Origin of the sequence: Erwinia billingiae Eb661, from assembly GCF_000196615.1 — a bacterium.
Taxonomy (GTDB): domain Bacteria; phylum Pseudomonadota; class Gammaproteobacteria; order Enterobacterales; family Enterobacteriaceae; genus Erwinia; species Erwinia billingiae.
Map to the genome: position 1 here is coordinate 234808 of NC_014306.1, position 21505 is coordinate 256312.

Consider the following 21505-nt stretch of genomic DNA (forward strand, 5'->3'; position numbering starts at 1 on the left):
CAGCTAATTCGTTGTTTATTAAAGCCTTTACTCAACTTCATTTTCGCTGTCGTTAATCCACGACGCCCGTACAACCGTTTGTCGTTAAATGCCAACGGCCAGACGGTGTTTGACTCACGTCGATGTGAATAAAATGGCTAACTATCAAAGAGTTAATATATTTTTCAGTGGTGTCGATAAAGCTGGCACGTCTCCTGCAATATCACCACTGTAGATGCTCATTCCACTCCTTATGATTGTTAACGCTTCATAAACCAGGAATGATGCAGAGCCCTTTACGGTACCTGTTGTCCACCCGCCAGTCTCGCTTCGGCCTTACTGGAGTCCAAGGACAATACGTTGAGTCAGGTACCAGCCAAATTGTCTTACCGACCTGATCTTTACACCTGCCAGTTTGGCAGGTGTTTTTTTTGTCTGTCTGCCAGAAATCAGGCATAAAAAAACCGGGCACAGGGCCCGGTTATCTGGAGGACGCAGGATTACGGTGCGTTCTTCAGGGTCAGCAGCAACCCGTCACGCCGCATCTGTGCCGCTTCTTCTGGCTTATGCTGACGATCCAGCGTGTCAGCCAGCCAGGCGTAATCAAAGGCATCAGGACGCTGCTTAAGCGCTTCTCTGAAGGCCTCGGCTGCTTGCTCCCACTCGCCATGCTTCATCAGCAGCTGACCCAGCGTGCTGTGCAGCAATGGTGTGGCACCATGCTGTTTGATCTGCTGGCGCAGCGCTTTCTCAAGCTGTTCCGGATTGCCGGTCTTCAGGCGTGGCATCAGCAGAATTAAACGCTCGTCATAGGCCTTCTTGAGGCCATCCAGCACAATTTGCTGCGCCGTTTCGTGGTCATCACAGACGATCAGGTGATCCGCCATGGCAACCTGCAGGGCCGTCTCATTGCGCGTTTTACGGCTCTGATCCTGCCACCAGCGTTTCAATCCATCGCTACCCTGATCGGCCATTGCCTGGTTCATTAAGCCCAGCCAGGCTTCCTGTTGCAGCGCCAGACGATGCGCTTCATCCGACACCTGAGATTTCTCCATCGCAGGCAGGATATCCAGCAGGGCGCTCCAGGCACCGGTCCGCACGTAAGCCTGCTCAGCCAGACGCAGCACTTCAGGATGGCGCGGAGCCACTTCCAGCAGTCGATCAACACCATGACGCGCGGCGTGATCTTCATTACGCGCCAGTTGAATACGCACGCGGGTGATCTCCACCGGCAGCTGGTCGCTGCCCGCCAGTTCCGCGGCACGTTCAAGGTGCTGGTTGGAACGAATTTCGTCACCACGTTGCTGAGCGGCTTCTGCTGCCAGCAGGTAGTTCACCACAGGCTGTTCTGCATGGTCAGCATTGCGCGACAGCAGTTTTTCAACCTGGCGATAATCTCCTTCAGCCAGCTTAACCAGCGCAGCATTGGTTTGCTTACGCGCGCGGTTACGCTTACGGCCCATAAACCAGCCACGGGTTCTGACGCCGGTGCGTAACAGGCGACGCAACACCCACTCCACCACCAGGATAACGATCAGTGACAGGATCAGGATGATGGCCAGGCCGGTAACGCTGGTTTCGATATTCCAGTTATCGGTCTGGATCAGCACATAACCCTGGTGGCCGGCCAGCATTGGGCCAAGCACCACGCCAGCAATCAGCAGGAGAAACAGTATCAGGACTTTAAGCATGCTTATTCTCCCTGCTGCTGTTGCCCGGCACTTGGCTGTGCCAGCAGGTTGCGCACGCGCGTTTGCATCAGTTTATCCAGCATCGGCTGGCTTTGCAGTGCATCCGGAACGTCCATCGAGACGCTTTGCTGGCCCAGGTCGTCCAGCTGGCTGAGAAACGCCTTCGTGGCCGGATCGTGAGTATCAAACCAGGCGCGAACCCAGGTCGACACCGTGTCGATGGACTGCTTATAGATTTGATCCTGATGACGTGGCACGGCCTGCGCCGCAATCAGCAGGCGTGAACGAATGTTTTCACGCAGATAGACATCCTGATTCGGGGCCAGCAGCGGTTCGGCAGTGGTATCGCGACGGCGGATGGTAATGAAATCATCCATAAAGTTGTGCCAGCTTTTCACCAGATTCTGACGCCACTCGCGCAGGGAAGAAGAGAGCTCGCCGCTGTCCTGATCCATTGGGCTGCCGTCGGAGTCATTGTCAGCCAGGCGCAGGTTATCAACGCCATTGGAAAGCTGATTCAGTTTGAGGATGACGCCATCGTAATCCACCTGGCTAACGGCAGAAAGCGTGCTGATGTCCTGGGTCAAGGCGCGACGCACATCAATCAGGCTCGGGTCGTTCATATCGGCCAGACTCTGATCGGCGCTTTTAAGCAGTGCAGCCGCGGTGGTGACATCCTGATCGCTCCACAACTTGCGGCCCGCCAGTTTCACCAGATAGTCGGCCTGAGCCAGCAGCCAGGTATGCGCATCATTGCCGGAAATGGTCGCGACTTTCTGTTTAAGCTCATCCAGCTGCTGGCTCATCGCCGTTTGCTGTTGATGGGCAGTGTCTAACGCGCTGCTTTGCGTCGCCAGTTGCTGCACCAGCGTCTGCTTGTCGCTGGCGGCCTGCTGCTGCAGGTCAGAGAGTTGATTAGCCAGCGTCTGGTTAGCCGCAGCCTGCTGTTGAGCCTGGTGTTTACCATTTATATAAAGTCCAACGCCTATCGCCAGCGCGATCGCTATAGCCAGAACGCCCAACGCCGTGCCGGTATTCTTCGGCTTGCGGGGTGGTTTTTGTTCTGCTGTAGTGGTCTCACCCGCTGGGGTGGTTTCTTCAACCATGGCGGAGGAATTTTTTTGTTCCGTCATTGTGGCACATCCCATATTTAAGTTTGTTGTAACGCTCGCAGCAACGCGTCGTTATCGGCACCATCGGCTACCCGTATCTCTCGCCAGCCCAGTTCCCTGGCGCGAGTAGCCAAACGATCACTGACGACAACCAGTCGACAGTGCAGAAGCCATTCCTCACGATCAATCTCGGGGAACAGCAAATAAAGCTGTTGCAGCATTTCGCCACTGGTCACCACCAGCGTATCAATCTGACGATCGCGCCAGCGCCGACCTTCTATTGCACCCTGGTAAATCTTCGCACAACGTTGATAGCATTCAACAAACTGTACAGTAGCGCCGCGCGCTTGCAAGGTCTCTGCCAGCAGTTCACGCCCGCCGTTACCCCTGAGGATCAGCGCGCGCTTGCCCGCAACCTGCTGCAAGGCCGGGAGCTGAATCAATATTTCGCTGGTTTCACGCTCGTGCGGCCAGACAACATCCAGTCCGCTTGCCGCATGCAGGGCCAACGCCGTTGTCCGGCCAATAGCATAATAGTTCAAGCTGGCGGGCCATGATGCCTTCGCGCGCATAAGAGCAGGCTGCGCATAATGAATGGCCTGCTGCGACAGAATAAAAACCAGGTCATCCGGCCGCAGGGTGGCGAGGTGACCAGGCAGGCTGTCGAGATCTATGCCAGGCGTGAATTCAATTAGCGGCATCGCCCAGGCCACCCGTCCTTGCGTACGTAAACGGCTTACCAGCTCGTCGGCGGCCGGTGATGGACGGGTGACCAGGATAGTCATGCGGGAGGATTTCCCTGATAAACCTCGGCAAGGATCTCGCGAGCGCCATTATTCAGCAGCTCTTCGGCCAGCGAGATGCCCATTTTTTCCGCATCGGCCCTTGGCCCACGGCGTTCGCCACGGATCATCGCGGTGCCGTCTGGGGAACCGACCAGCCCACGCAGCCAGAGTTCATCACCCTGCAGCAGCGCAAAACTACCGATTGGCACCTGGCAGCCACCTTCCAGACGGGTGTTCATCGCCCGCTCCGCTTTCACACGGATGGCGGTGTCGTCATCATTTAAGGCTGACAGCAGCGCGATAGCCTGCGCATCATCCAGACGGCATTCAATGCCAACCGCGCCCTGACCAACGGCCGGCAAGGATTCTTCCGCCGGCATGGCATAGCGGATGCGATCGCCAAGGCCCAGGCGTTTCAGTCCGGCTACGGCAAGAATGATCGCGTCATACTCACCCGCATCGAGCTTACCCAGACGCGTGCCGACGTTGCCACGCAGCGATCGGATGATCAAATCTGGCCGACGGGCGCTGAGCTGACATTGACGACGCAGGCTCGATGTTCCCACGACCGCGCCCTGCGGCAGGGCATCAACCGAGTCGTATTGATTAGAAACGAAGGCATCGAGCGGATCTTCACGCTCACAGATTGTGACCAGTCCCAGCCCTTCCGGGAAGGCGATTGGCACATCTTTCATTGAATGAACGGCAATATCTGCGCGGTCTTCGAGCATCGCCTGCTCCAGTTCTTTGACGAATAATCCCTTGCCGCCGACCTTAGCCAGCGGCGTGTCGAGGATCACATCACCCTTGGTCACCATCGGGACGAGTTCGACCCGAAGCCCCGGATGGCAAGCCATCAGACGCTGCTGAACATAATGTGCCTGCCAAAGTGCAAGCGGACTTTGCCTGGTGGCAATTCTTAAAATTTTGTCTAACATGCTTCTTACCGTTTTGATCGCTCATTGATTATCCTATCATTGATACGGGAATGCTGTCAGTTTCCACGCTGTCAAACGGCCACCAGCGGACGGATCACGGCATCTAAAACCAGGCAGAACGTAAAACGTGCTAAACTGTTGTGTAGCGCAACTTTCTTTACGGTCAATCTGCCAGGTGTTAGATTGATCACGTTTCCAGCAATAATTCGCCCGACTATTTTTAAATCAAGCGGCGGATTTCGGAAACAGGGTTTTTGTAAGCACTGGGATAATCAGGCGAGACGTCTTGTACCTCTACATAGAGACACTGAAACAGAGACTGGATGCTATCAACCAGCTGCGCGTAGATCGCGCGCTGGCTGCTATGGGACCTTCGTTCCAACAGGTCTACAGTCTGCTGCCAACCTTATTACATTATCATCATCCGCTGATGCCGGGTTACCTCGAAGGTAACGTTCCACATGGCATCAGCTTTTACACGCCTGATGAAAGCCAAATTGATTATCTCAATGATTTAGAAGGTAAATCTGGATCATTCGCTGCCATTCCGCCCCGCGGCGAACTGCCAATTACCGGCGTGTATTCGATGGGCAGTACCTCTTCTGTTGGTCAAAACCTCACCTCCGACCTCGATATCTGGGTCTGCCACCAGTCATGGCTGGATAATGAAGAGCGCCTGGCGCTGCAAAAGAAATGTACCCGCCTGCAGAAATGGTGTGCGTCGATGGGCGTTGAAGTCAGCTTCTTCCTGATTGATGAAAACCGTTTCCGCCATAACGAGAGCGGCAGCCTCGGCGGGGAAGATTGCGGCTCCACGCAGCATATCCTGCTGCTGGATGAGTTTTACCGCACCGCAGTGCGGCTGGCGGGTAAGCGTATTCTGTGGAATATGGTGCCGGGAGAAGAGGAAGAGCATTACGACGATTACGTCATGTCACTCTATCAAAAGGGCGTGTTAACCCCGAACGAGTGGCTTGATTTGGGCGGCCTGGGCACGCTGTCTGCCGAAGAGTATTTCGGTGCCAGCCTGTGGCAGCTGTATAAAAGTATCGATTCTCCGTACAAAGCGGTGTTGAAAACCCTGTTGCTGGAAGCCTACTCGTGGGAATACCCGAGTACTCAGCTGCTGGCGATGGACATCAAGCAGCGCCTGCATGACGGGGAAATCGTTTCTTACGGCCTCGACCCTTACTGCATGATGCTGGAAAGAGTGACGTATTACCTCACCAGCATTGACGATCATGCCCGTCTGGATCTGGTTCGCCGCTGCTTCTATCTGAAAGTCTGCGAAAAGCTGTCGGTTGATCACGGCAAGTCTGGCTGGCGGCGCGAAATTCTTAATCAGCTGGTGACGGAATGGGGTTGGGATGCGGATCGCATCACGATGCTGGACAGCCGCGCCGACTGGAAAATTGAACGGGTGCGTGAAGCCCACAACGAACTGCTGGATGCGATGATGCAGAGTTATCGCAACCTGATCCGCTTCGCCCGTCGTAACAACCTGAGCGTTAGCGCCAGCCCGCAGGATATCGGGGTGTTGACCCGTAAACTGTACGCGGCTTTTGAAGCGCTGCCGGGCAAAGTGACGCTGGTGAACCCGCAGATTTCGCCGGATCTTTCTGAATCGCATCTGACCTTTATTCATGTGCCGCATGGCCGTGCCAACCGCGCGGGCTGGTATTTGTATAATCAGTCGCCGGATATGCAATCGATCATCAGCCATCAACCGCTGGAATATAACCGTTACCTGAATAAGCTGGTGGCCTGGGCCTGGTTTAACGGCCTGCTGACCAGCAAAACCCGCCTGCACATTAAAGGCAATGAAATCTGTGACCTCGCCAGATTACAGGAGCTGGTCGCTGACGTGTCGCACCACTTCCCGTTGCGGGTGCCCTCACCAACGCCGAAAGCGCTCTACAGTCCCTGTGAAATCCGCCATCTGGCCATTATCGTTAACCTCGAATATGACCCGACCGCCGCTTTCCGCAATCAGGTGGTGCATTTTGACTTCCGTAAGCTGGACGTCTTCAGCTTTGGTCAGCAGCAGCAGTGCCTGATTGGCAGCATCGATCTGCTTTATCGCAACTCGTGGAATGAAGTGCGCACGCTGCACTTTAATGGCGAGCAGGCGATGATCGAAGGATTGAAAACCATCCTTGGCAAAATGCACCAGGATGCTGCGCCGCCAGACTCAGTGGAAGTGTTCTGCTACAGCCAGCATTTGCGCGGATTAATCCGTACCCGCGTTCAGCAGTTGGTGTCGGAATGCATCGAGCTGCGCCTGTCCAGCACCCGTCTGGAACCCGGGCGTTTCAAAGCGGTACGTGTGGCAGGTCAGACCTGGGGTCTGTTCTTTGAACGGCTGAGCGTGTCGGTGCAGAAGCTGGAAAACGCCGTCGAATTCTATGGCGCTATCTCCAACAACAAATTACATGGCCTGTCGATCAAGGTGGAAACCGATCAGACGCGCCTGCCTGCTGTCGTAAATGGCTACGCCAGCGAAGGGCTCATCCAGTTCTTCTTCGAAGATACCAAAGACGATTTCGGCTTTAATATCTACATTCTGGATGAAACCAACCGGGTAGAGATTTATCACCATTGTGAAGGCAGTAAAGAGGATCTGGTGCGCGACGTGAGCCGCTTCTACTCCTCTTCACACGATCGCTTCACCTACGGCTCGAGCTTTATCAACTTCAATCTGCCGCAGTTCTACCAGATTGTGAATGTTGACGACCGTTTCCAGGTCATCCCTTTCCGCAGCCAGACGCTGGCCCAACTTTGCGCCACCGTCTCGGATAACGATCCGAACGGCGACTACGCCCAACGCTATCAAATGCATTGATGTCATGGCGGGATGCTTTCCGCCACTGACTGTGACATCGAATCAGCTTTTCCTGTTGCTTTTAGCACTTCACCTGCGATGATAGACAACAAACAGGCCCTGATAACGAGCAGAATAAGCATGAACAAAATGATTTGCCGGATGGCGCTGGTGCTGGCTGTAGTCAGCCTGGCAGGGTGCGGACTGAAAGGACCTTTGTACTTCCCGCCGCAGGAAAAGCCAAAGCAGCAAACCACTGAGAGCACCAAAAAGACACCCGCGACCGCCACGGATCAGCGCGCTGTCACGACGCCAGCTCAGAATGGAACGCAGAGCCAGCCTTCGACCACCGAACCGGAAACGCAAACGGCTCAGTAAACTATGACGCACTCGTTGGAGCCAAAAATGCAGTTCTCCAAAATGCACGGTCTGGGCAATGACTTTATGGTGGTCGATGCCGTGACGCAAAACGTCTATTTTTCTCCAGAATTGATCCGGCGTCTGGCGGATCGTCATCTGGGGATCGGTTTCGATCAGCTGCTGATCGTCGAGCCACCGTACGATCCCGATCTCGACTTCCATTACCGTATTTTCAATGCTGATGGCAGTGAAGTTGCCCAGTGCGGCAATGGCGCGCGCTGTTTTGCCCGCTTCGTGCGGTTGAAAGGGCTGACCAACAAGAATGATATTCGCGTCAGCACGCAAACCGGGCGTATGGTGCTTAGCGTCACGCAGGATGAGCTGGTTTGCGTCAACATGGGTGAACCCAACTTCGATCCGCAACAGGTGCCGTTCCGCGCCAATAAAGCCGAAAACCTCTACCTGATGCGCGTTGCTGAGCAAACCATCATGTGTGGCGTGGTGTCGATGGGTAATCCTCACTGTGTGCTGCAAGTGGACAGCGTGAAAACCGCCGCTGTCGAAAGCCTGGGTCCGGTGCTGGAAAGTCACGATCGCTTCCCTGAGCGCGTTAACGTCGGCTTTATGGAAGTGGTCAGCCGTGAACACATCCGCCTGCGCGTGTATGAGCGTGGCGCGGGTGAAACTCAGGCCTGCGGTAGCGGAGCCTGTGCGGCGGTTGCCGTCGGCATTCAGCAGGCGCTGCTGGCTGAAAAAGTACGCGTCGATCTGCCTGGCGGCAGCTTAAACATTGCCTGGAAAGGCCCGGGACATCCGCTGTATATGACCGGTCCAGCCACTCACGTTTATGACGGATTTATTCATTTATGAAAAATGTCGGAGAACAACAGGCGACCAGCGAATTGCTGCTGGACGATCGAGCGGTCAGCGAGTTCCTGCTGCAAAATCCGGACTTCTTTATCCGTAATGCCCGTCAGGTTGAGCAGATGCTGGTGCCCCATCCGGTGCGCGGCACGGTCTCGCTGGTGGAGTGGCAGCTGGCTCGCCAGCGCAACCATATCACCCAGTTAGAAGAAGAGATCACCCTGCTGATGGAGCAGGCCAGCGCGAATCAGCAGCTGTTTGACCGCCTGTTATCCCTGCAGGCCCGCCTTGCGGCCGCAGACAGCCTGCACGATATGCTTAATCGCCTGCATCGCTGGGCCAGAGAGCTGGGGCTGGCAGGCGCTAACGTCCGCCTGTTCAGCGAGAAATGGCGGATTGGCGCGCCTTCTGACTTCACTCAGCTCGCGCTTTCCCGACACGCTTTTGAATCCGTCCGCATCCAGCGGCTGGGTAAACAGCAGCATTACCTGGGCAGCCTGAATGGCCCTGAGCTGTTGCTGTTGCTGCCTCAGGCCAAAGCGATTGGTTCGGTGGCGATGTCGCTGATGGGCGAACAGGGCGATCTGGGCGTGCTGATTTTCAGCAGCCGTGACACGCAGCATTATCAGTCAGGCATGGGAACCGTGCTGTTACAGCACCTCTCTCTGATGCTGCCAGACCTGCTGACGCGCTGGGTCGAACGCGCATGAGCAGTGACTCGCCTCTACAACCCGCCGTAGAGGGATTCCTGCGCTACCTGAAGGTAGAGCGCCAGCTCAGTCCGCTGACTCAAATCAATTACCAACGCCAGCTTGCCGCCTGCCTTGCCTTGCTCACCGAGATGAAGCTAACGGCCTGGGACAAGCTGGATGCGGCGCAGGTGCGTTCGCTGGCGGCCCGCAGCCGTCGCGGCGGCCTGAAACCCGCCAGCCTGGCCTTACGTCTGTCCGCACTCCGCAGCTTCCTCGACTGGCAAATCAGCCAGGGCGTGCTGAAAGCCAATCCGGCAAAAGGCGTTGCCACGCCGCGCGCGCCGCGCCATCTGCCGAAGAATATCGATGTGGATGAAGTCAGCCAGCTGCTGGATATCGATCTGAACGATCCGCTGGCGGTGCGCGACCGCGCCATGCTCGAAATTATGTACGGTGCCGGATTGCGTCTGTCAGAGCTGGTGGGCATCGATACCGGCCATCTGGACTTAGCTTCGGGCGAAGTGTGGGTGGTGGGTAAAGGCAGTAAGGAGCGACGCTTGCCGATTGGCCGCACCGCCGTGCAATGGATGGAACACTGGCTGGAAATGCGCGAACTTTTTGCACCCGAAGACCAGGCGGTCTTCCTGTCGAAATACGGTAAACGCATGTCCGCCCGCAACGTGCAAAAGCGCTTCGCCGAGTGGGGCGCGAAGCAGGGCGTTTCCAGCCATATTCACCCGCATAAATTGCGCCACTCTTTTGCCACCCATATGCTGGAGTCCAGCGGCGATTTGCGCGCGGTGCAGGAGTTACTGGGTCATGCCAACCTCAGCACCACCCAGATTTATACCCATCTCGACTTCCAACACCTGGCGTCGGTTTACGATGCCGCCCATCCCCGTGCCAAACGAGGAAAATCCTGATGCACTTTTACCGACCGCTGCGACCGATTGCCGCGATGACCTTTGATCTGGATGACACGCTGTACGACAACTATCCGGTGATCATGCGTACCACTGAAGAGTCGCACGCTTTCCTGCAGTCTTATCATCCGGCCTTAAACCATTTCAGCGTTGAGCAATATCAGCAGCTGCGCGACAGCCTGCGCGAGCAGGAGCCAGACATTTATCACGATGTCAGCGAGTGGCGACGCCGCGCGGTGGAACTGGCAATGCTGAATGCCGGCCTGACGCCGCGCGAATCCGAAGAAGGTTCACGCGCAGCGATGGCGCACTTCGCTCACTGGCGCAGCAAGATCGACGTACCGGAAGAGACCCATCAGACGCTGGCCACGCTGGCAAAACAGATCCCGCTGGTGGCGATCACCAACGGTAACGCTGAGCCGCACCTGTTTGGTCTGGACAAGTACTTCCAGTTTATCCTGCGTGCCGGTCCGGATGGCCGCGCCAAGCCGTATGACGATATGTATCACGTTGCGGCTGAGAAGCTGAATCTGCCGCTACAGAGTATTCTGCATGTGGGCGATGACCTGACGACTGACGTTGCGGGTTCAGTGCGTTGCGGTATGCAGGCCTGCTGGATCAATCTGCGCAAAGGCAACCTGATGCATATCGCAGATTCCCGCCTGCTTCCCACGCTGGAAATTTCGCAGTTGGCATCGCTGACTGCGCTGATATAATAGACTGGTTAAATATCCAGTGGAGCGCGTGGCGCTCCCCCTTTCCTGACGGTGCCTATGGACGTTTCTGACCTGCTAGACAGCTTGAATGACAAACAACGCGACGCCGTTGCCGCGCCGCGCAGCAACTTGCTGGTGCTGGCTGGTGCTGGCAGCGGCAAGACACGCGTGCTGGTTCATCGTATTGCCTGGCTGATGGCCGTTGAAAACTGCTCACCTTATTCGATTATGGCGGTGACCTTCACCAACAAAGCGGCGGCAGAGATGCGTCATCGCATAGAGCAGCTGATCGGCACCAGTCAGGGCGGAATGTGGATTGGGACTTTCCATGGCCTGGCGCACCGTTTGCTGCGTGCGCACCACCTGGACGCCAATCTGCCACAGGATTTTCAGATTCTGGACAGTGAAGATCAGCTGAGGCTGTTGAAGCGCCTGATCAAAGCGATGAATCTGGATGACAAGCAGTGGCCCGCGCGTCAGGCGATGTGGTACATCAACGGCAAGAAAGACGAAGGGCTGCGCCCGAAACATATCGAAAGCTACGGCAATCCGGTTGAGCAAACCTGGTTACGCATTTACCAGGCCTATCAGGAAGCCTGCGATCGCGCCGGGCTGGTGGATTTTGCCGAACTGCTGCTGCGTGCTCACGAGCTGTGGCTCAACAAACCGCATATCCTCAACCACTATCGCGAGCGTTTTACCAACGTGCTGGTGGATGAGTTCCAGGATACCAACAACATTCAGTACGCCTGGATCCGCATGCTGGCAGGTGACACCGGCAAGGTGATCATTGTTGGCGATGACGATCAGTCCATTTATGGCTGGCGTGGTGCGCAGGTCGAAAACATTCAGCGTTTCCTGACCGACTTCAAAGGGGCCGAAACGGTTCGTCTTGAGCAGAACTATCGCTCGACCAATAACATCCTTAAAGCCGCTAACACTCTGATCGCCAATAACAATGGCCGTCTGGGTAAAGAGCTGTGGACCGATGGCAAAGATGGCGAACCGATTTCGATTTACTGCGCCTTTAACGAGCTGGATGAAGCCCGCTTTGTGGTCAACCGCATTAAGGTGTGGATGGAAAACGGCGGGGCGCTGAAAGACTGCGCCATCCTGTATCGCAGTAATGCCCAGTCGCGCGTGCTGGAAGAGGCCTTGCTGCAAACCAGCATGCCTTACCGCATTTATGGCGGTCAGCGCTTCTTCGAACGTCAGGAAATCAAAGATGCGCTGGCGTATCTGCGAATGATCTCCAACCGTAACGACGATGCGGCATTTGAACGTGTGGTGAACACGCCAACCCGCGGCATCGGCGATCGTACGCTGGACGTTGTGCGTCAGACCGCCCGCGAACGTCAGCTGACCTTGTGGCAGAGTACCCGCGCGCTGTTGCAGGAAAAAGCGCTGGCGGGTCGCGCCGCTTCTGCTCTGCAGCGCTTCACCGAGCTGGTGGATTCGCTGGCGCAGGAAACCAGTGAAATGCCACTGCACGTGCAGACTGACCGGGTGATCAAGGATTCCGGCCTGTGGTTGATGTACGACCAGGAGAAGGGCGAGAAGGGCCAGGCGCGTATTGAAAACCTTGAGGAGCTGGTCAACGCCACCCGGCAGTACAGCTATCAGGATGAAGATGAAGATCTGATGCCGTTGCAGGCATTCCTCTCACATGCTGCGCTGGAGGCGGGCGAAGGTCAGGCCGACAAATGGCAGGATGCGGTGCAACTGATGACCATGCACGCCGCCAAAGGTCTGGAATTTATTCAGGTGTTTATCGTCGGCATGGAAGAGGGCATGTTCCCCAGCCAGATGTCGCTGGAAGAGGGCGGCCGGCTGGAAGAGGAACGGCGCCTGGCGTATGTCGGCGTGACGCGAGCGATGCAAAAGCTCACCCTGACCTACGCTGAAACCCGCCGCCTTTATGGCAAAGAGGTGAATCACCGTCCTTCCCGCTTTATCGGCGAACTGCCGGTTGAGTGCATCGAGGAAGTTCGCCTGCGCGCCAGCGTCAGCCGGCCGGTTAACCATCAGCGTATGGGCACGCCGCTGGCACAGAATGACAGTGGCTTTGCGCTGGGCCAGCGGGTGCGGCATGCCAAGTTTGGTGAAGGTACCATCGTTAATCTGGAAGGCAGCGGGGAACACAGCCGTCTTCAGGTGGCATTTCAGGGGCAGGGCATCAAATGGCTGGTCGCTGCCTATGCGAAGCTTGAAGCAGTTTAATCACGTTTACGGGGTGAGTTTTTCGTCACCCCGATCCTCTCTCCTGCTCGCTTAACACTTGTCAATATTTGTTGCGTATTTATGCTGGTACGGTTGTTGACGCCATTTTCAGCACAGCGTAACATGCGCGCACCATTACCCTAAGAGGACATTCGCCTTGGACACACCCAGTACCTACTGGCTCATTGACCTGCAATCCAGGTACAACTCCTAAGGCTATCCTCTTCTGCTGATAGCCTTCGCGGTTGTTGGCGACCTCGCATTTCCGTCGCTCTGAGTCAGATGCTGTTGCTGACCGAAACGCTCTCGTTTCCTGTGTACAAGCGTATTGTCCCATTCTGATACTGTGAATTGGGAGTACAGCTATGCTGAGCGCATTTAAACTGGATAAAAGCCGCTTAACCCGCCTTGAGCTGGAAGAGCCGAACGACGAGCTGTCCAGCTCCGTTTGGGTCGACCTGATCGAGCCGGAAGAAAATGAGCGTGACCGTGTCCAGAACGAGCTGGGCCAGAGCCTGGCCACCCGGCCTGAATTGGAAGACATCGAAGCCTCAGCACGTTTCTTTGAAGATGAAGACGGCCTGCATATCCACTCCTTTTTCTTCTATGAAGATGCGGATGACCACGCCGGTAACTCCACCGTGGCCTTCACCATTCGTGAAGGGCGTCTGTACACGCTGCGCGAGCGCGAACTGCCTGCTTTTCGTCTCTACAGGATGCGTGCCCGTAACCAGACCCTGATCGACGGGAATGCCTACGAGCTGTTGCTGGATCTGTTCGAGACCAAAATTGAACAGCTGGCGGATGAGATCGAAAACATCTACAGCGATCTGGAAAAGCTCAGCCGCGTGATTATGGAAGGTCAGCAGGGCGACGAATTCGATGGTGCGCTGTCGACGCTGGCCGAGCTGGAAGATATCGGCTGGAAGGTGCGTTTGTGTCTGATGGATACCCAGCGCGCGCTGAACTTCCTGGTGCGTAAAGCGCGTTTGCCGGGCAATCAGCTGGAGCAGGCACGTGAAATCCTGCGAGATATCGAATCGCTGCTGCCGCATAACGAATCGCTGTTCCAGAAGGTTAACTTCCTGATGCAGGCGGCGATGGGCTTTATCAATATCGAACAGAACCGCATCATCAAGATCTTCTCGGTGGTCTCGGTAGTGTTCCTGCCGCCAACGCTGGTGGCATCCAGCTACGGGATGAACTTCGAGTTTATGCCCGAGCTGAAATGGAGCTTTGGTTACCCAGGCGCGATTACGCTGATGATCCTGGCAGGGCTGGCGCCTTACGCCTACTTCAAGCGTAAAAACTGGCTTTAATCCCGGCTGCAAAAAACGAAAACCCCGCGCAAGCGGGGTTTTTTGTTTCAACACTCAGGCCAGACCTGGCTGCCTGCTCCGCTTCAGCGTCCACACCGCATCCAGAATAAACAGTGCCAGCGCGGCCCAGATAAAGCTGAAGGTCACCACTTTATCAGGCGTCATGTGCTCACCATAAAACACCACGGCTAGCAGGAACATCAGCGTCGGGCCCAGATACTGGAAGAAGCCAACGGTCGACAGGCGCAGCCTGCTGCAGGCGGCAGTAAACAGCATCAGCGGAATGGTGGTGACGATCCCGGCGGCCACCAGCAACAGGTTCAGCGTCAGTGGATTCTGGCTCAGGTGGCTGGTGCTGGAATCAGCAATGCCAAACAGGTAAATAGCTGCCACCGGCAGCAGCCAGCTGGTTTCGACCAACATGCCGGTCTGGGCATCCACACCAATCTTTTTGCGGATCAGGCCATAGGCGGAAAAGGTGACCGCCAGACCGATAGCAATGATCGGCACCGAACCAAACTTCCACAGCTGAATGAGCACACCACAGGCGGCCAGCGCCACTGCCAGCCACTGCAGGCGACGAAAGCGTTCTTTCAGGAATACCATGCCCACCACCACGTTCAGCAGCGGATTGATAAAGTAACCCAGGCTGGCTTCCAGGATATGCTGATTATTCACCGCCCAGATAAAAATCAGCCAGTTTGCACAGATAACCGTGGCCGAGACCGCCAGCATCAGGATCTTTTTCGGCTGCTGCAGGATCAGCTTCACTTTGGCCCAGTTCCGGCTGAGACTGACCAGCAACAGCATAAAGAAGAATGACCAAATCACCCGGTGCGTCATGATTTCGCCCGGCGCGACCTGTTGCAGAAGTTTGAAATAGGCTGGGGCAATACCCCAGATAAAATAGGCGCCGAGGGCAAAAAAGATCCCCTGGCGGGTGTGTTGCGCATCCATGAAAACAGGCTCCATCAGGTCTAATGTAGGGGTGTAGGGACTGCTATTGACGGCATGATGAGCGCATTAACCCGTCAGGTAGGTGGCCGTAGCGCTGGCAATATACAGGCCCGTGTCGTTATGCAGTTCAACGCGCGCGACCGAGACCTTATTGCCGCCCCGCAGCAGGCTGCTGGTGGCAATAAACCGCTCTCCGCGACCCGGACGAAGATAATCGACCCGCAGATCGATGGTGCCCATACGCGATAATCGCTGACGCAGCTCCTCTTCGGTAATACTCTCCTGACGCGTCAACGCGCTGCTGACGCAGACCAGACCGGCCGCCACGTCCAGCACTGACGCGATCACGCCACCGTGCAAAATCTTCTGCGCCACATTGCCCACCAGCTGGGTCTGATTGGCAAAGCTCAGCTCGGCGTAATCGGGTTCCAGCCGGTCTAAATGCAGGCCCAGCGCCTGGTTAAACGGCATATGATAAACAAAAATGTCACCGATCAGGCGGCGCGCGGCATCCTGAGTCAGAGGGACTGCAGACATCATGAGAATTCCTTTGCGGCAATGTCATTTTAATGGGAAGCAGCTGGCCATATTAGGCTCAGGCGGGTCAGGTTTCCACTTTACAAAAACAGCGCTAATGCCACACTCGCTTTCTGTGTAGAATGGCGTGCTTTTTATCCACTTATCCCTTTATTCGCTCTGGAGAACATTATGCCTATGCTGAGAGGATTGCTGGTTGCAGCCTTCCTGTTTCCCACGTTAGTTCTGGCACAAGAGGCCACGGTCACTGAGGTCCATGACAAGCCCGCCGTGCCTGGCAGTATCATTGCTAACCTGTTGGAAAAGCATGACAACCCTTTCGTTCTTTTCCCGTACGAAAGTAACTATGTTCTGTATACCGACACCAGCAACATCAATAAAGATGCGATCCAGACCTATAACTGGGGCAATAAAGCCAAGCATGATGAAGTGAAATTCCAGCTTAGCCTGGCGTTTCCGCTGTGGCGTGGCATTTTGGGTGATAACTCAGTGCTGGCCGCGTCTTATACGCAAAGCAACTGGTGGCAGCTTTCAAACCGCGGTGCGTCTTCACCGTTTCGTGAAACTGACTACCAGCCACAGATCTTCGTGGGATGGGCAACGGATTACACCTTTGCCGGCTGGACGCTGCGAGATATCGAAACCGGTCTGAACCACCAGTCCAACGGACGCTCAGAACCGACGTCGCGAAGCTGGAACCGTGTCTATGCGCGTTTGATGGCGCAGAACGGCAACTGGATGGTCGAAGCCAAACCCTGGTACCGCCTTCCAGAAAATGAAAATAATGATGATAACCCGGATATCACTAAGTACATGGGGTATTATCGCCTGACCGTTGGCTATCAGTGGGGCGAGAGCATTTTCAGCGTGAAGAGCAACTATAACTGGAACAGCGGTTATGGCGGCGCGGAAATGGGCTGGAGCTACCCGATGACCAATCACGTTCGCTTCTACACTCAGGTGTTCAGCGGCTATGGTGAATCACTGATTGACTACAATCACCGCCAGACGCGCGTGGGTGTGGGCGTGATGTTGAACGACCTGTTTTAATGTTTTTGGGTGAGTGGTTGACGCCGCTCACCCCTCATCAGATTTGGGGAATACGTGTCAACGGCAGTTATTAATCAGGAAGCGCTGGCGGAACAGGTACTGCAAGAGACCTTCGGCTACCAGCACTTTCGCCCAGGACAACAATCGATCATTCAGGCCTCACTGAACGGGCGTGACTGCCTGGTCGTTATGCCGACCGGCGGCGGTAAGTCGCTCTGCTATCAAATCCCTGCGCTGGTAAGAGAAGGCCTGACGCTGGTGGTCTCTCCGCTGATCTCGCTGATGAAAGATCAGGTGGATCAGCTGCTGGCTAACGGCGTTTCGGCCGCTTGCCTCAACTCCACCCAGACCCGTGAAGAGCAGCAGGAGGTGATGGCCGGTTGCCGTACGGGTAAAGTGCGGCTGCTGTATATCGCGCCTGAACGCCTGATGATGGATAACTTCCTCGACAATCTGCTGCACTGGAATCCAGCCATGCTGGCGGTCGATGAAGCGCACTGTATTTCTCAGTGGGGCCATGATTTCCGTCCTGAATACGGCGCCCTGGGCCAGCTACGCCAGCGCCTGCCTGATGTGCCGGTGATGGCCCTGACGGCCACGGCGGATGAAACCACCCGCAATGATATTGCGCGTCTGCTTCAGCTGGACGATCCGCTGATCCAAATCAGCAGCTTCGACCGCCCGAATATCCGCTACACGCTGGTCGAAAAATTCAAACCCACCGAGCAGCTGCTCCGCTACGTGCAGGATCAACGGGGCAAGTGCGGCATCATTTACTGTAACAGCCGGGCGAAGGTGGAAGACACCGCCGCCAGGTTGCAAAGCCGTGGGCTGAGCGTCGGCGCCTATCATGCCGGGATGGACAATGCCCATCGCGCGCAGGTTCAGGAAGCATTCCAACGCGATGACCTGCAAATCGTTGTCGCCACGGTGGCGTTCGGCATGGGCATCAACAAGCCCAACGTACGCTTTGTGGTGCACTTTGATATCCCACGCAACATCGAGTCCTATTATCAGGAAACCGGACGCGCCGGGCGCGATGGCCTGCCTGCCGAAGCCCTGATGCTGTACGATCCGGCCGATATGGCCTGGCTGCGCCGTTGCCTGGATGAAAAAGCGCCGGGTCCGTTGCAGGACATTGAGCGACACAAGCTGAACGCTATGGGTGCCTTTGCGGAAGCGCAAACCTGCCGTCGACTGGTGCTACTGAATTACTTTGGCGAAGGTCGTCAGCAGCCTTGCGACAACTGCGATATCTGCCTGGATCCGCCACGCCGTTATGATGGTCTGGTGGAAGCGCAGAAAGCATTATCCGGTATTTATCGCGTTGGGCAGCGTTTTGGTATGGGCTACATTGTTGAAGTGCTGAGAGGCGCGAACAATCAGCGTATTCGCGATATGCAGCACGATAAATTGCCGATTTACGGCATTGGTAAAGATCAGAGCCATGAACACTGGGTGAGCGTGCTGCGTCAGCTGATCCACCTCGGGCTGGTGACGCAAAACATTGCGATGCACTCTGCCCTACAGCTTACGGAAGCGGCCCGGCCGGTCCTCAGGGGCGAAGCCTCACTGATGCTGGCGGTGCCAAGGCTGGTAACGGTCAAAACCCGCAGCAGCAGCCAGAAATCTTACGGCGGCAATTACGATCGCAAGCTGTTCGCCAAGCTGCGTAAATTACGCAAAGCGATTGCCGACGAAAACAACGTCCCGCCGTATGTGGTGTTCAACGATGCCTCGCTGATTGAAATGGCCGAGCAGATGCCGATCACCGCATCAGAGATGCTGGGCGTCAACGGGGTAGGGCAGAAGAAGCTGGAGCGATTTGGTAAACCGTTTATGGTGATGATCCGGGATCACGTCGATGGTGACGAAGAGTAAGGCAATCAGAGGCCGGGCTGGCTGCCCGGCCTTTTCGCTTCGCCTGTCAGGCAATGCGTCGGGCTGAGGCCAGCAACGCACCCACCGCCATAAACATCCCGCCAAAGGTTCTGTTCAGCAACTTCATCTGCTTTGGCCCTTTGATCCAGCCCGCGATGCGCGTTGCTAATGTGGCATAGCCAATCATCACAATGATATCGACCACCACCGTCGTCACGCCCAGCACCAGATACTGAATCGCCTGCGGCTGATGCGGAATGATGAACTGCGGGAACAGCGCCGCCAGAAAAACAATGCTCTTCGGATTAGTCAGGTTAACCAACACCGCCCGCTTAAACAGCTTGCGACGTGGCATGGCTTTCGCCACGGCTTGCAGATCGATACCGCCGCCAGAGCGCCACTGCTGGATGCCCAGCCAGACCAGATAGGCCGCACCTGCCCACTTCAGAATTTCAAACGCTAAAACGGACTGGGAGAACAGCGCGCCCAGCCCAATGCCGACCAGCACAATGTGCAGCGACAGACCGACCTGCAGGCCAGAAATAGAGGCAACCGCGCCACGATAGCCATGGCTGATGCCGGTGCTCATGGTATTAATGGCACCCGAACCCGGGGAAAGACTTAAAATGCTGGTTGTAAGAAGATAAGCCAGCCACCACTCGATGGTCATGGGTAACGCTCCCTGATAGCGCAGAAGTGTGACACAATACGTCATTGTTTGCGGTTGCGCTACGGGATGACGTGAGGTCTTTCGCAGCGGATGAAGGGAGTGAGGGCTGAAGCCGATGACAGGTCGAAAAAACGGCTGGCCAACGCGTGAAAAGGCGTTTGCCGCTTTTGCTACAGGCCCGCTGCTGGATTTCTGGAAGCGCCGGGAAGAGGGTGAATTTACCGGCGTGGAAGACGTGGCGATCCGCTACGTCCGCTTCAGCGCTGAAAAACACGATAACGTTATTCTGCTCTGCCCGGGGCGCATCGAAAGCTACGTGAAATACCCTGAGCTGGCCTACGATCTGTTCCACTGCGGCTATGATGTGGTGATTATCGACCACCGCGGGCAGGGACGTTCGGGCCGGTTGCTGCAGGATTCGCACCGTGGGCACGTAGAAGCCTTCGACCACTATGTCGACGATCTGGAAACGCTGTATCAAAAGGAAATTGCCAGCCGCGATTACCGTCATCGTTATGCGCTTGCTCACTCGATGGGTGGCGCGATCCTGACGCTGATGCTGGCAAGACAGCCGAAAGCGTTCGATGCGGTAGTGCTGGCGTCACCAATGTTCGGTATCTATCTGCCGATGCCCGTATGGATGGCCAACCAGATCCTGAACTGGGCAGAGAAACGTCCGGCATTCCGTGATGGTTATGCGATGGGCACCGGAAAATGGCGCGCACGCCCGTTTGGTATCAATGCGCTGACCCACAGCCGTGAACGTTACCGGCGCAATCTGCGCTTTTACGCTGACGACCCCGGCCTGCGGGTAGGTGGTCCAACCTATCATTGGGTGCGTGAAGGCGTGCTGGCCGGACAAAGCATTTTAGAGAAAGCGAAAGAAATCACCACGCCGCTGCTGCTGCTGCAGGCCGGTGCGGACAAGGTGGTGGATAACCGGGCCCAGGATTTATTCTGTCAGGCCATGACCACTGCGGGGCAACTCTGTGAAGGGGGAAAACCGTTTGTTATCGACGGCGCGCGTCATGAGATCTTGTTTGAAAAAGACAGCATGCGTGCCGAAGCGCTGGACGCGATCGTCGCGTTTTTTTCCAGACATCCCTAATTGTGCACGACTCAGATATGACTCTCATTAGCGGGCAAGAAAGCATGCCCGATAACAGACAAACCAGAGGTTTTATGTACCCTATCGTTGCTTCCGATCTTGATGGCACCCTGTTGTCTCCGGATCACCGTCTCTCCTCCTTTGCCCGTGAAACGCTGCCGCTGCTGACCCGCAAAGGCGTGAACTTTATTTTTGCCACCGGCCGTCACTATATTGATGTCGCCCAGATGCGCGACAGCCTGGGGATTGATGCGTTTATGATCACCTCCAACGGCGCTCGCGTGCACAATACCGCGGGCGGGCTGGTGTTCAGCCACAACCTGGATGAAGACATCGCCAGTGAGTTGTTTGCGATGCACCACGACCATCAGGACATCTTCACCAACGTCTATCGCGATGAAGAGTGGTTCCTGAACCGCAATCGTCCTGAAGAGATGGATTTTTTCCGTGAGTCCGACTTCAACTATCAGATCTATCAACCGGGTTCGCTGCCAACCGATGGCATCAGCAAGGTGTTCTTTACCTGTGGTAAGCCCGAACTGCTGATCCCGCTGGAAGAAGCGCTGATCGCACGCTGGGGTGACCGGGTTAACGTCAGTTTCTCGCTGCCAACCTGTCTGGAAGTGATGGCGGGTGGCGTCTCTAAAGGCCACGCGCTGGATGCCGTCTCGCAATCGCTGGGTTACAGCCTGAAGGACTGCATTTCCTTTGGTGACGGCATGAATGATAAAGAGATGCTGAGCATGGCGGGCAAAGGCTGCATCATGAGCAACTCTCACCAGCGCCTGAAAGATTTCCTGCCGGAGCTGGAAGTGATTGGCAGCAACGCGGATAACGCGGTGCCGCATTACCTGCGCAAGATGTACAACGTGTAAGCCGTAA

20 protein-coding genes are annotated in these 21505 nt (G+C 55.9%); 13 read left to right on the forward strand and 7 right to left on the reverse strand.

Annotated features, from left to right (window positions below):
* Positions 1-479: 479 nt before the first annotated feature.
* The 4 genes from hemY to hemC are packed head-to-tail and all read right to left on the reverse strand — an operon-like array spanning position 480 to position 4505.
* Positions 480-1670: a protoheme IX biogenesis protein HemY gene (hemY, locus tag EBC_RS02480; RefSeq protein WP_013200244.1), complete on the reverse strand. Its 1191-nt coding sequence runs from the start codon at positions 1668-1670 to the stop codon at positions 480-482.
* A gap of 2 nt (positions 1671-1672) precedes the next feature.
* Positions 1673-2803 (reverse strand): uroporphyrinogen-III C-methyltransferase, encoded by a 1131-nt coding sequence (gene hemX / locus EBC_RS02485; protein WP_013200245.1) that lies wholly within the window; start codon positions 2801-2803, stop codon positions 1673-1675.
* Positions 2804-2820: 17 nt separating this feature from the next.
* Positions 2821-3567: a uroporphyrinogen-III synthase gene (gene hemD, locus EBC_RS02490; protein WP_013200246.1), complete on the reverse strand. Its 747-nt coding sequence runs from the start codon at positions 3565-3567 to the stop codon at positions 2821-2823.
* Positions 3564-4505: a hydroxymethylbilane synthase gene (gene hemC / locus EBC_RS02495; RefSeq protein WP_013200247.1), complete on the reverse strand. Its 942-nt coding sequence runs from the start codon at positions 4503-4505 to the stop codon at positions 3564-3566. Before hemC ends, hemD begins: the two co-directional genes overlap by 4 nt.
* 286 nt (positions 4506-4791) lie before the next feature.
* On the opposite strand from hemC, the gene EBC_RS02500 reads away from it, so the two are divergent.
* The 9 genes from EBC_RS02500 (at position 4792) to corA (ending at position 14420) form a co-directional block, all read left to right on the forward strand.
* The gene (locus EBC_RS02500) at positions 4792-7347 is read left to right on the forward strand and encodes a class I adenylate cyclase (RefSeq protein WP_013200248.1); all 2556 of its coding nucleotides are present in this window, start codon (positions 4792-4794) and stop codon (positions 7345-7347) included.
* 120 nt (positions 7348-7467) lie between these two features.
* Positions 7468-7704: an LPS translocon maturation chaperone LptM gene (gene lptM, locus EBC_RS02505; protein WP_041691855.1), complete on the forward strand. Its 237-nt coding sequence runs from the start codon at positions 7468-7470 to the stop codon at positions 7702-7704.
* Between the two features lie 27 nt (positions 7705-7731).
* Complete coding sequence (dapF, locus tag EBC_RS02510; RefSeq protein ID WP_013200250.1) at positions 7732-8556, forward strand: diaminopimelate epimerase; 825 nt, start codon at positions 7732-7734, stop codon at positions 8554-8556.
* A complete protein-coding gene (locus EBC_RS02515) occupies positions 8553-9260 on the forward strand; it encodes a DUF484 domain-containing protein (protein ID WP_013200251.1) in 708 nt (235 codons plus the stop codon). Before dapF ends, EBC_RS02515 begins: the two co-directional genes overlap by 4 nt.
* Complete coding sequence (xerC, locus tag EBC_RS02520) at positions 9257-10165, forward strand: tyrosine recombinase XerC (RefSeq protein WP_013200252.1); 909 nt, start codon at positions 9257-9259, stop codon at positions 10163-10165. The genes EBC_RS02515 and xerC overlap by 4 nt, the downstream gene beginning before the upstream one ends.
* A complete protein-coding gene (yigB, locus tag EBC_RS02525; RefSeq protein WP_013200253.1) occupies positions 10165-10881 on the forward strand; it encodes a 5-amino-6-(5-phospho-D-ribitylamino)uracil phosphatase YigB in 717 nt (238 codons plus the stop codon). The genes xerC and yigB overlap by 1 nt, the downstream gene beginning before the upstream one ends.
* Before the next feature lie 57 nt (positions 10882-10938).
* Positions 10939-13101, forward strand: a complete 2163-nt coding sequence (gene uvrD / locus EBC_RS02530; RefSeq protein ID WP_013200254.1) for a DNA helicase II — start codon at positions 10939-10941, stop codon at positions 13099-13101.
* Between the two features lie 157 nt (positions 13102-13258).
* Entirely contained in the window at positions 13259-13315 is a 57-nt protein-coding gene (gene ysgD / locus EBC_RS26315) for a YsgD/CorL family protein (protein ID WP_371732180.1), read from the forward strand.
* Between the two features lie 151 nt (positions 13316-13466).
* A complete protein-coding gene (gene corA, locus EBC_RS02535) occupies positions 13467-14420 on the forward strand; it encodes a magnesium/cobalt transporter CorA (RefSeq protein WP_013200255.1) in 954 nt (317 codons plus the stop codon).
* A 54-nt stretch (positions 14421-14474) separates the two neighbouring features.
* Here the strand turns inward: corA and rarD are convergent, their stop codons facing one another.
* A complete protein-coding gene (gene rarD, locus EBC_RS02540) occupies positions 14475-15377 on the reverse strand; it encodes an EamA family transporter RarD (protein ID WP_013200256.1) in 903 nt (300 codons plus the stop codon).
* 66 nt (positions 15378-15443) lie between these two features.
* Positions 15444-15914 (reverse strand): thioesterase family protein, encoded by a 471-nt coding sequence (locus EBC_RS02545; RefSeq protein WP_041692183.1) that lies wholly within the window; start codon positions 15912-15914, stop codon positions 15444-15446.
* Between the two features lie 171 nt (positions 15915-16085).
* Between EBC_RS02545 and pldA the strand changes: the two genes are divergently transcribed.
* Both pldA and recQ read left to right on the forward strand, forming a co-directional pair.
* Positions 16086-16964, forward strand: a complete 879-nt coding sequence (gene pldA / locus EBC_RS02550; protein ID WP_041691856.1) for a phospholipase A — start codon at positions 16086-16088, stop codon at positions 16962-16964.
* Between the two features lie 54 nt (positions 16965-17018).
* Positions 17019-18845 carry an ATP-dependent DNA helicase RecQ gene (recQ, locus tag EBC_RS02555; protein WP_013200259.1) on the forward strand — a complete coding sequence of 609 codons (1827 nt, stop codon included), beginning with the start codon at positions 17019-17021 and terminating at the stop codon, positions 18843-18845.
* A gap of 46 nt (positions 18846-18891) precedes the next feature.
* Here recQ and rhtB read toward each other — a convergent pair whose 3' ends face one another.
* Entirely contained in the window at positions 18892-19515 is a 624-nt protein-coding gene (gene rhtB, locus EBC_RS02560) for a homoserine/homoserine lactone efflux protein (RefSeq protein WP_013200260.1), read from the reverse strand.
* A 115-nt stretch (positions 19516-19630) separates the two neighbouring features.
* Here rhtB and pldB point away from each other — a divergent pair, with 115 nt between their 5' ends.
* Together pldB and yigL are read left to right on the forward strand one after the other, a co-directional pair.
* The gene (pldB, locus tag EBC_RS02565) at positions 19631-20623 is read left to right on the forward strand and encodes a lysophospholipase L2 (protein WP_013200261.1); all 993 of its coding nucleotides are present in this window, start codon (positions 19631-19633) and stop codon (positions 20621-20623) included.
* A gap of 74 nt (positions 20624-20697) precedes the next feature.
* On the forward strand, positions 20698-21498 hold the full coding sequence (gene yigL / locus EBC_RS02570; RefSeq protein ID WP_013200262.1) for a sugar/pyridoxal phosphate phosphatase YigL: 801 nt from the start codon (positions 20698-20700) through the stop codon (positions 21496-21498).
* Positions 21499-21505: the final 7 nt, after the last annotated feature.

Coding starts and splice junctions, on each gene's coding strand:
- hemY (WP_013200244.1), bottom strand. CDS start 1,670: ATGCTTAAAGTCCTGATACTGTTTCTCCTGCTGATTGCTGGCGTGGTG.
- hemX (WP_013200245.1), bottom strand. CDS start 2,803: ATGACGGAACAAAAAAATTCCTCCGCCATGGTTGAAGAAACCACCCCA.
- hemD (WP_013200246.1), bottom strand. CDS start 3,567: ATGACTATCCTGGTCACCCGTCCATCACCGGCCGCCGACGAGCTGGTA.
- hemC (WP_013200247.1), bottom strand. CDS start 4,505: ATGTTAGACAAAATTTTAAGAATTGCCACCAGGCAAAGTCCGCTTGCA.
- lptM (WP_041691855.1), top strand. CDS start 7,468: ATGAACAAAATGATTTGCCGGATGGCGCTGGTGCTGGCTGTAGTCAGC.
- dapF (WP_013200250.1), top strand. CDS start 7,732: ATGCAGTTCTCCAAAATGCACGGTCTGGGCAATGACTTTATGGTGGTC.
- EBC_RS02515 (WP_013200251.1), top strand. CDS start 8,553: ATGAAAAATGTCGGAGAACAACAGGCGACCAGCGAATTGCTGCTGGAC.
- xerC (WP_013200252.1), top strand. CDS start 9,257: ATGAGCAGTGACTCGCCTCTACAACCCGCCGTAGAGGGATTCCTGCGC.
- yigB (WP_013200253.1), top strand. CDS start 10,165: ATGCACTTTTACCGACCGCTGCGACCGATTGCCGCGATGACCTTTGAT.
- uvrD (WP_013200254.1), top strand. CDS start 10,939: ATGGACGTTTCTGACCTGCTAGACAGCTTGAATGACAAACAACGCGAC.
- corA (WP_013200255.1), top strand. CDS start 13,467: ATGCTGAGCGCATTTAAACTGGATAAAAGCCGCTTAACCCGCCTTGAG.
- rarD (WP_013200256.1), bottom strand. CDS start 15,377: ATGGATGCGCAACACACCCGCCAGGGGATCTTTTTTGCCCTCGGCGCC.
- EBC_RS02545 (WP_041692183.1), bottom strand. CDS start 15,914: ATGTCTGCAGTCCCTCTGACTCAGGATGCCGCGCGCCGCCTGATCGGT.
- pldA (WP_041691856.1), top strand. CDS start 16,086: ATGCCTATGCTGAGAGGATTGCTGGTTGCAGCCTTCCTGTTTCCCACG.
- rhtB (WP_013200260.1), bottom strand. CDS start 19,515: ATGACCATCGAGTGGTGGCTGGCTTATCTTCTTACAACCAGCATTTTA.
- pldB (WP_013200261.1), top strand. CDS start 19,631: ATGACAGGTCGAAAAAACGGCTGGCCAACGCGTGAAAAGGCGTTTGCC.
- yigL (WP_013200262.1), top strand. CDS start 20,698: ATGTACCCTATCGTTGCTTCCGATCTTGATGGCACCCTGTTGTCTCCG.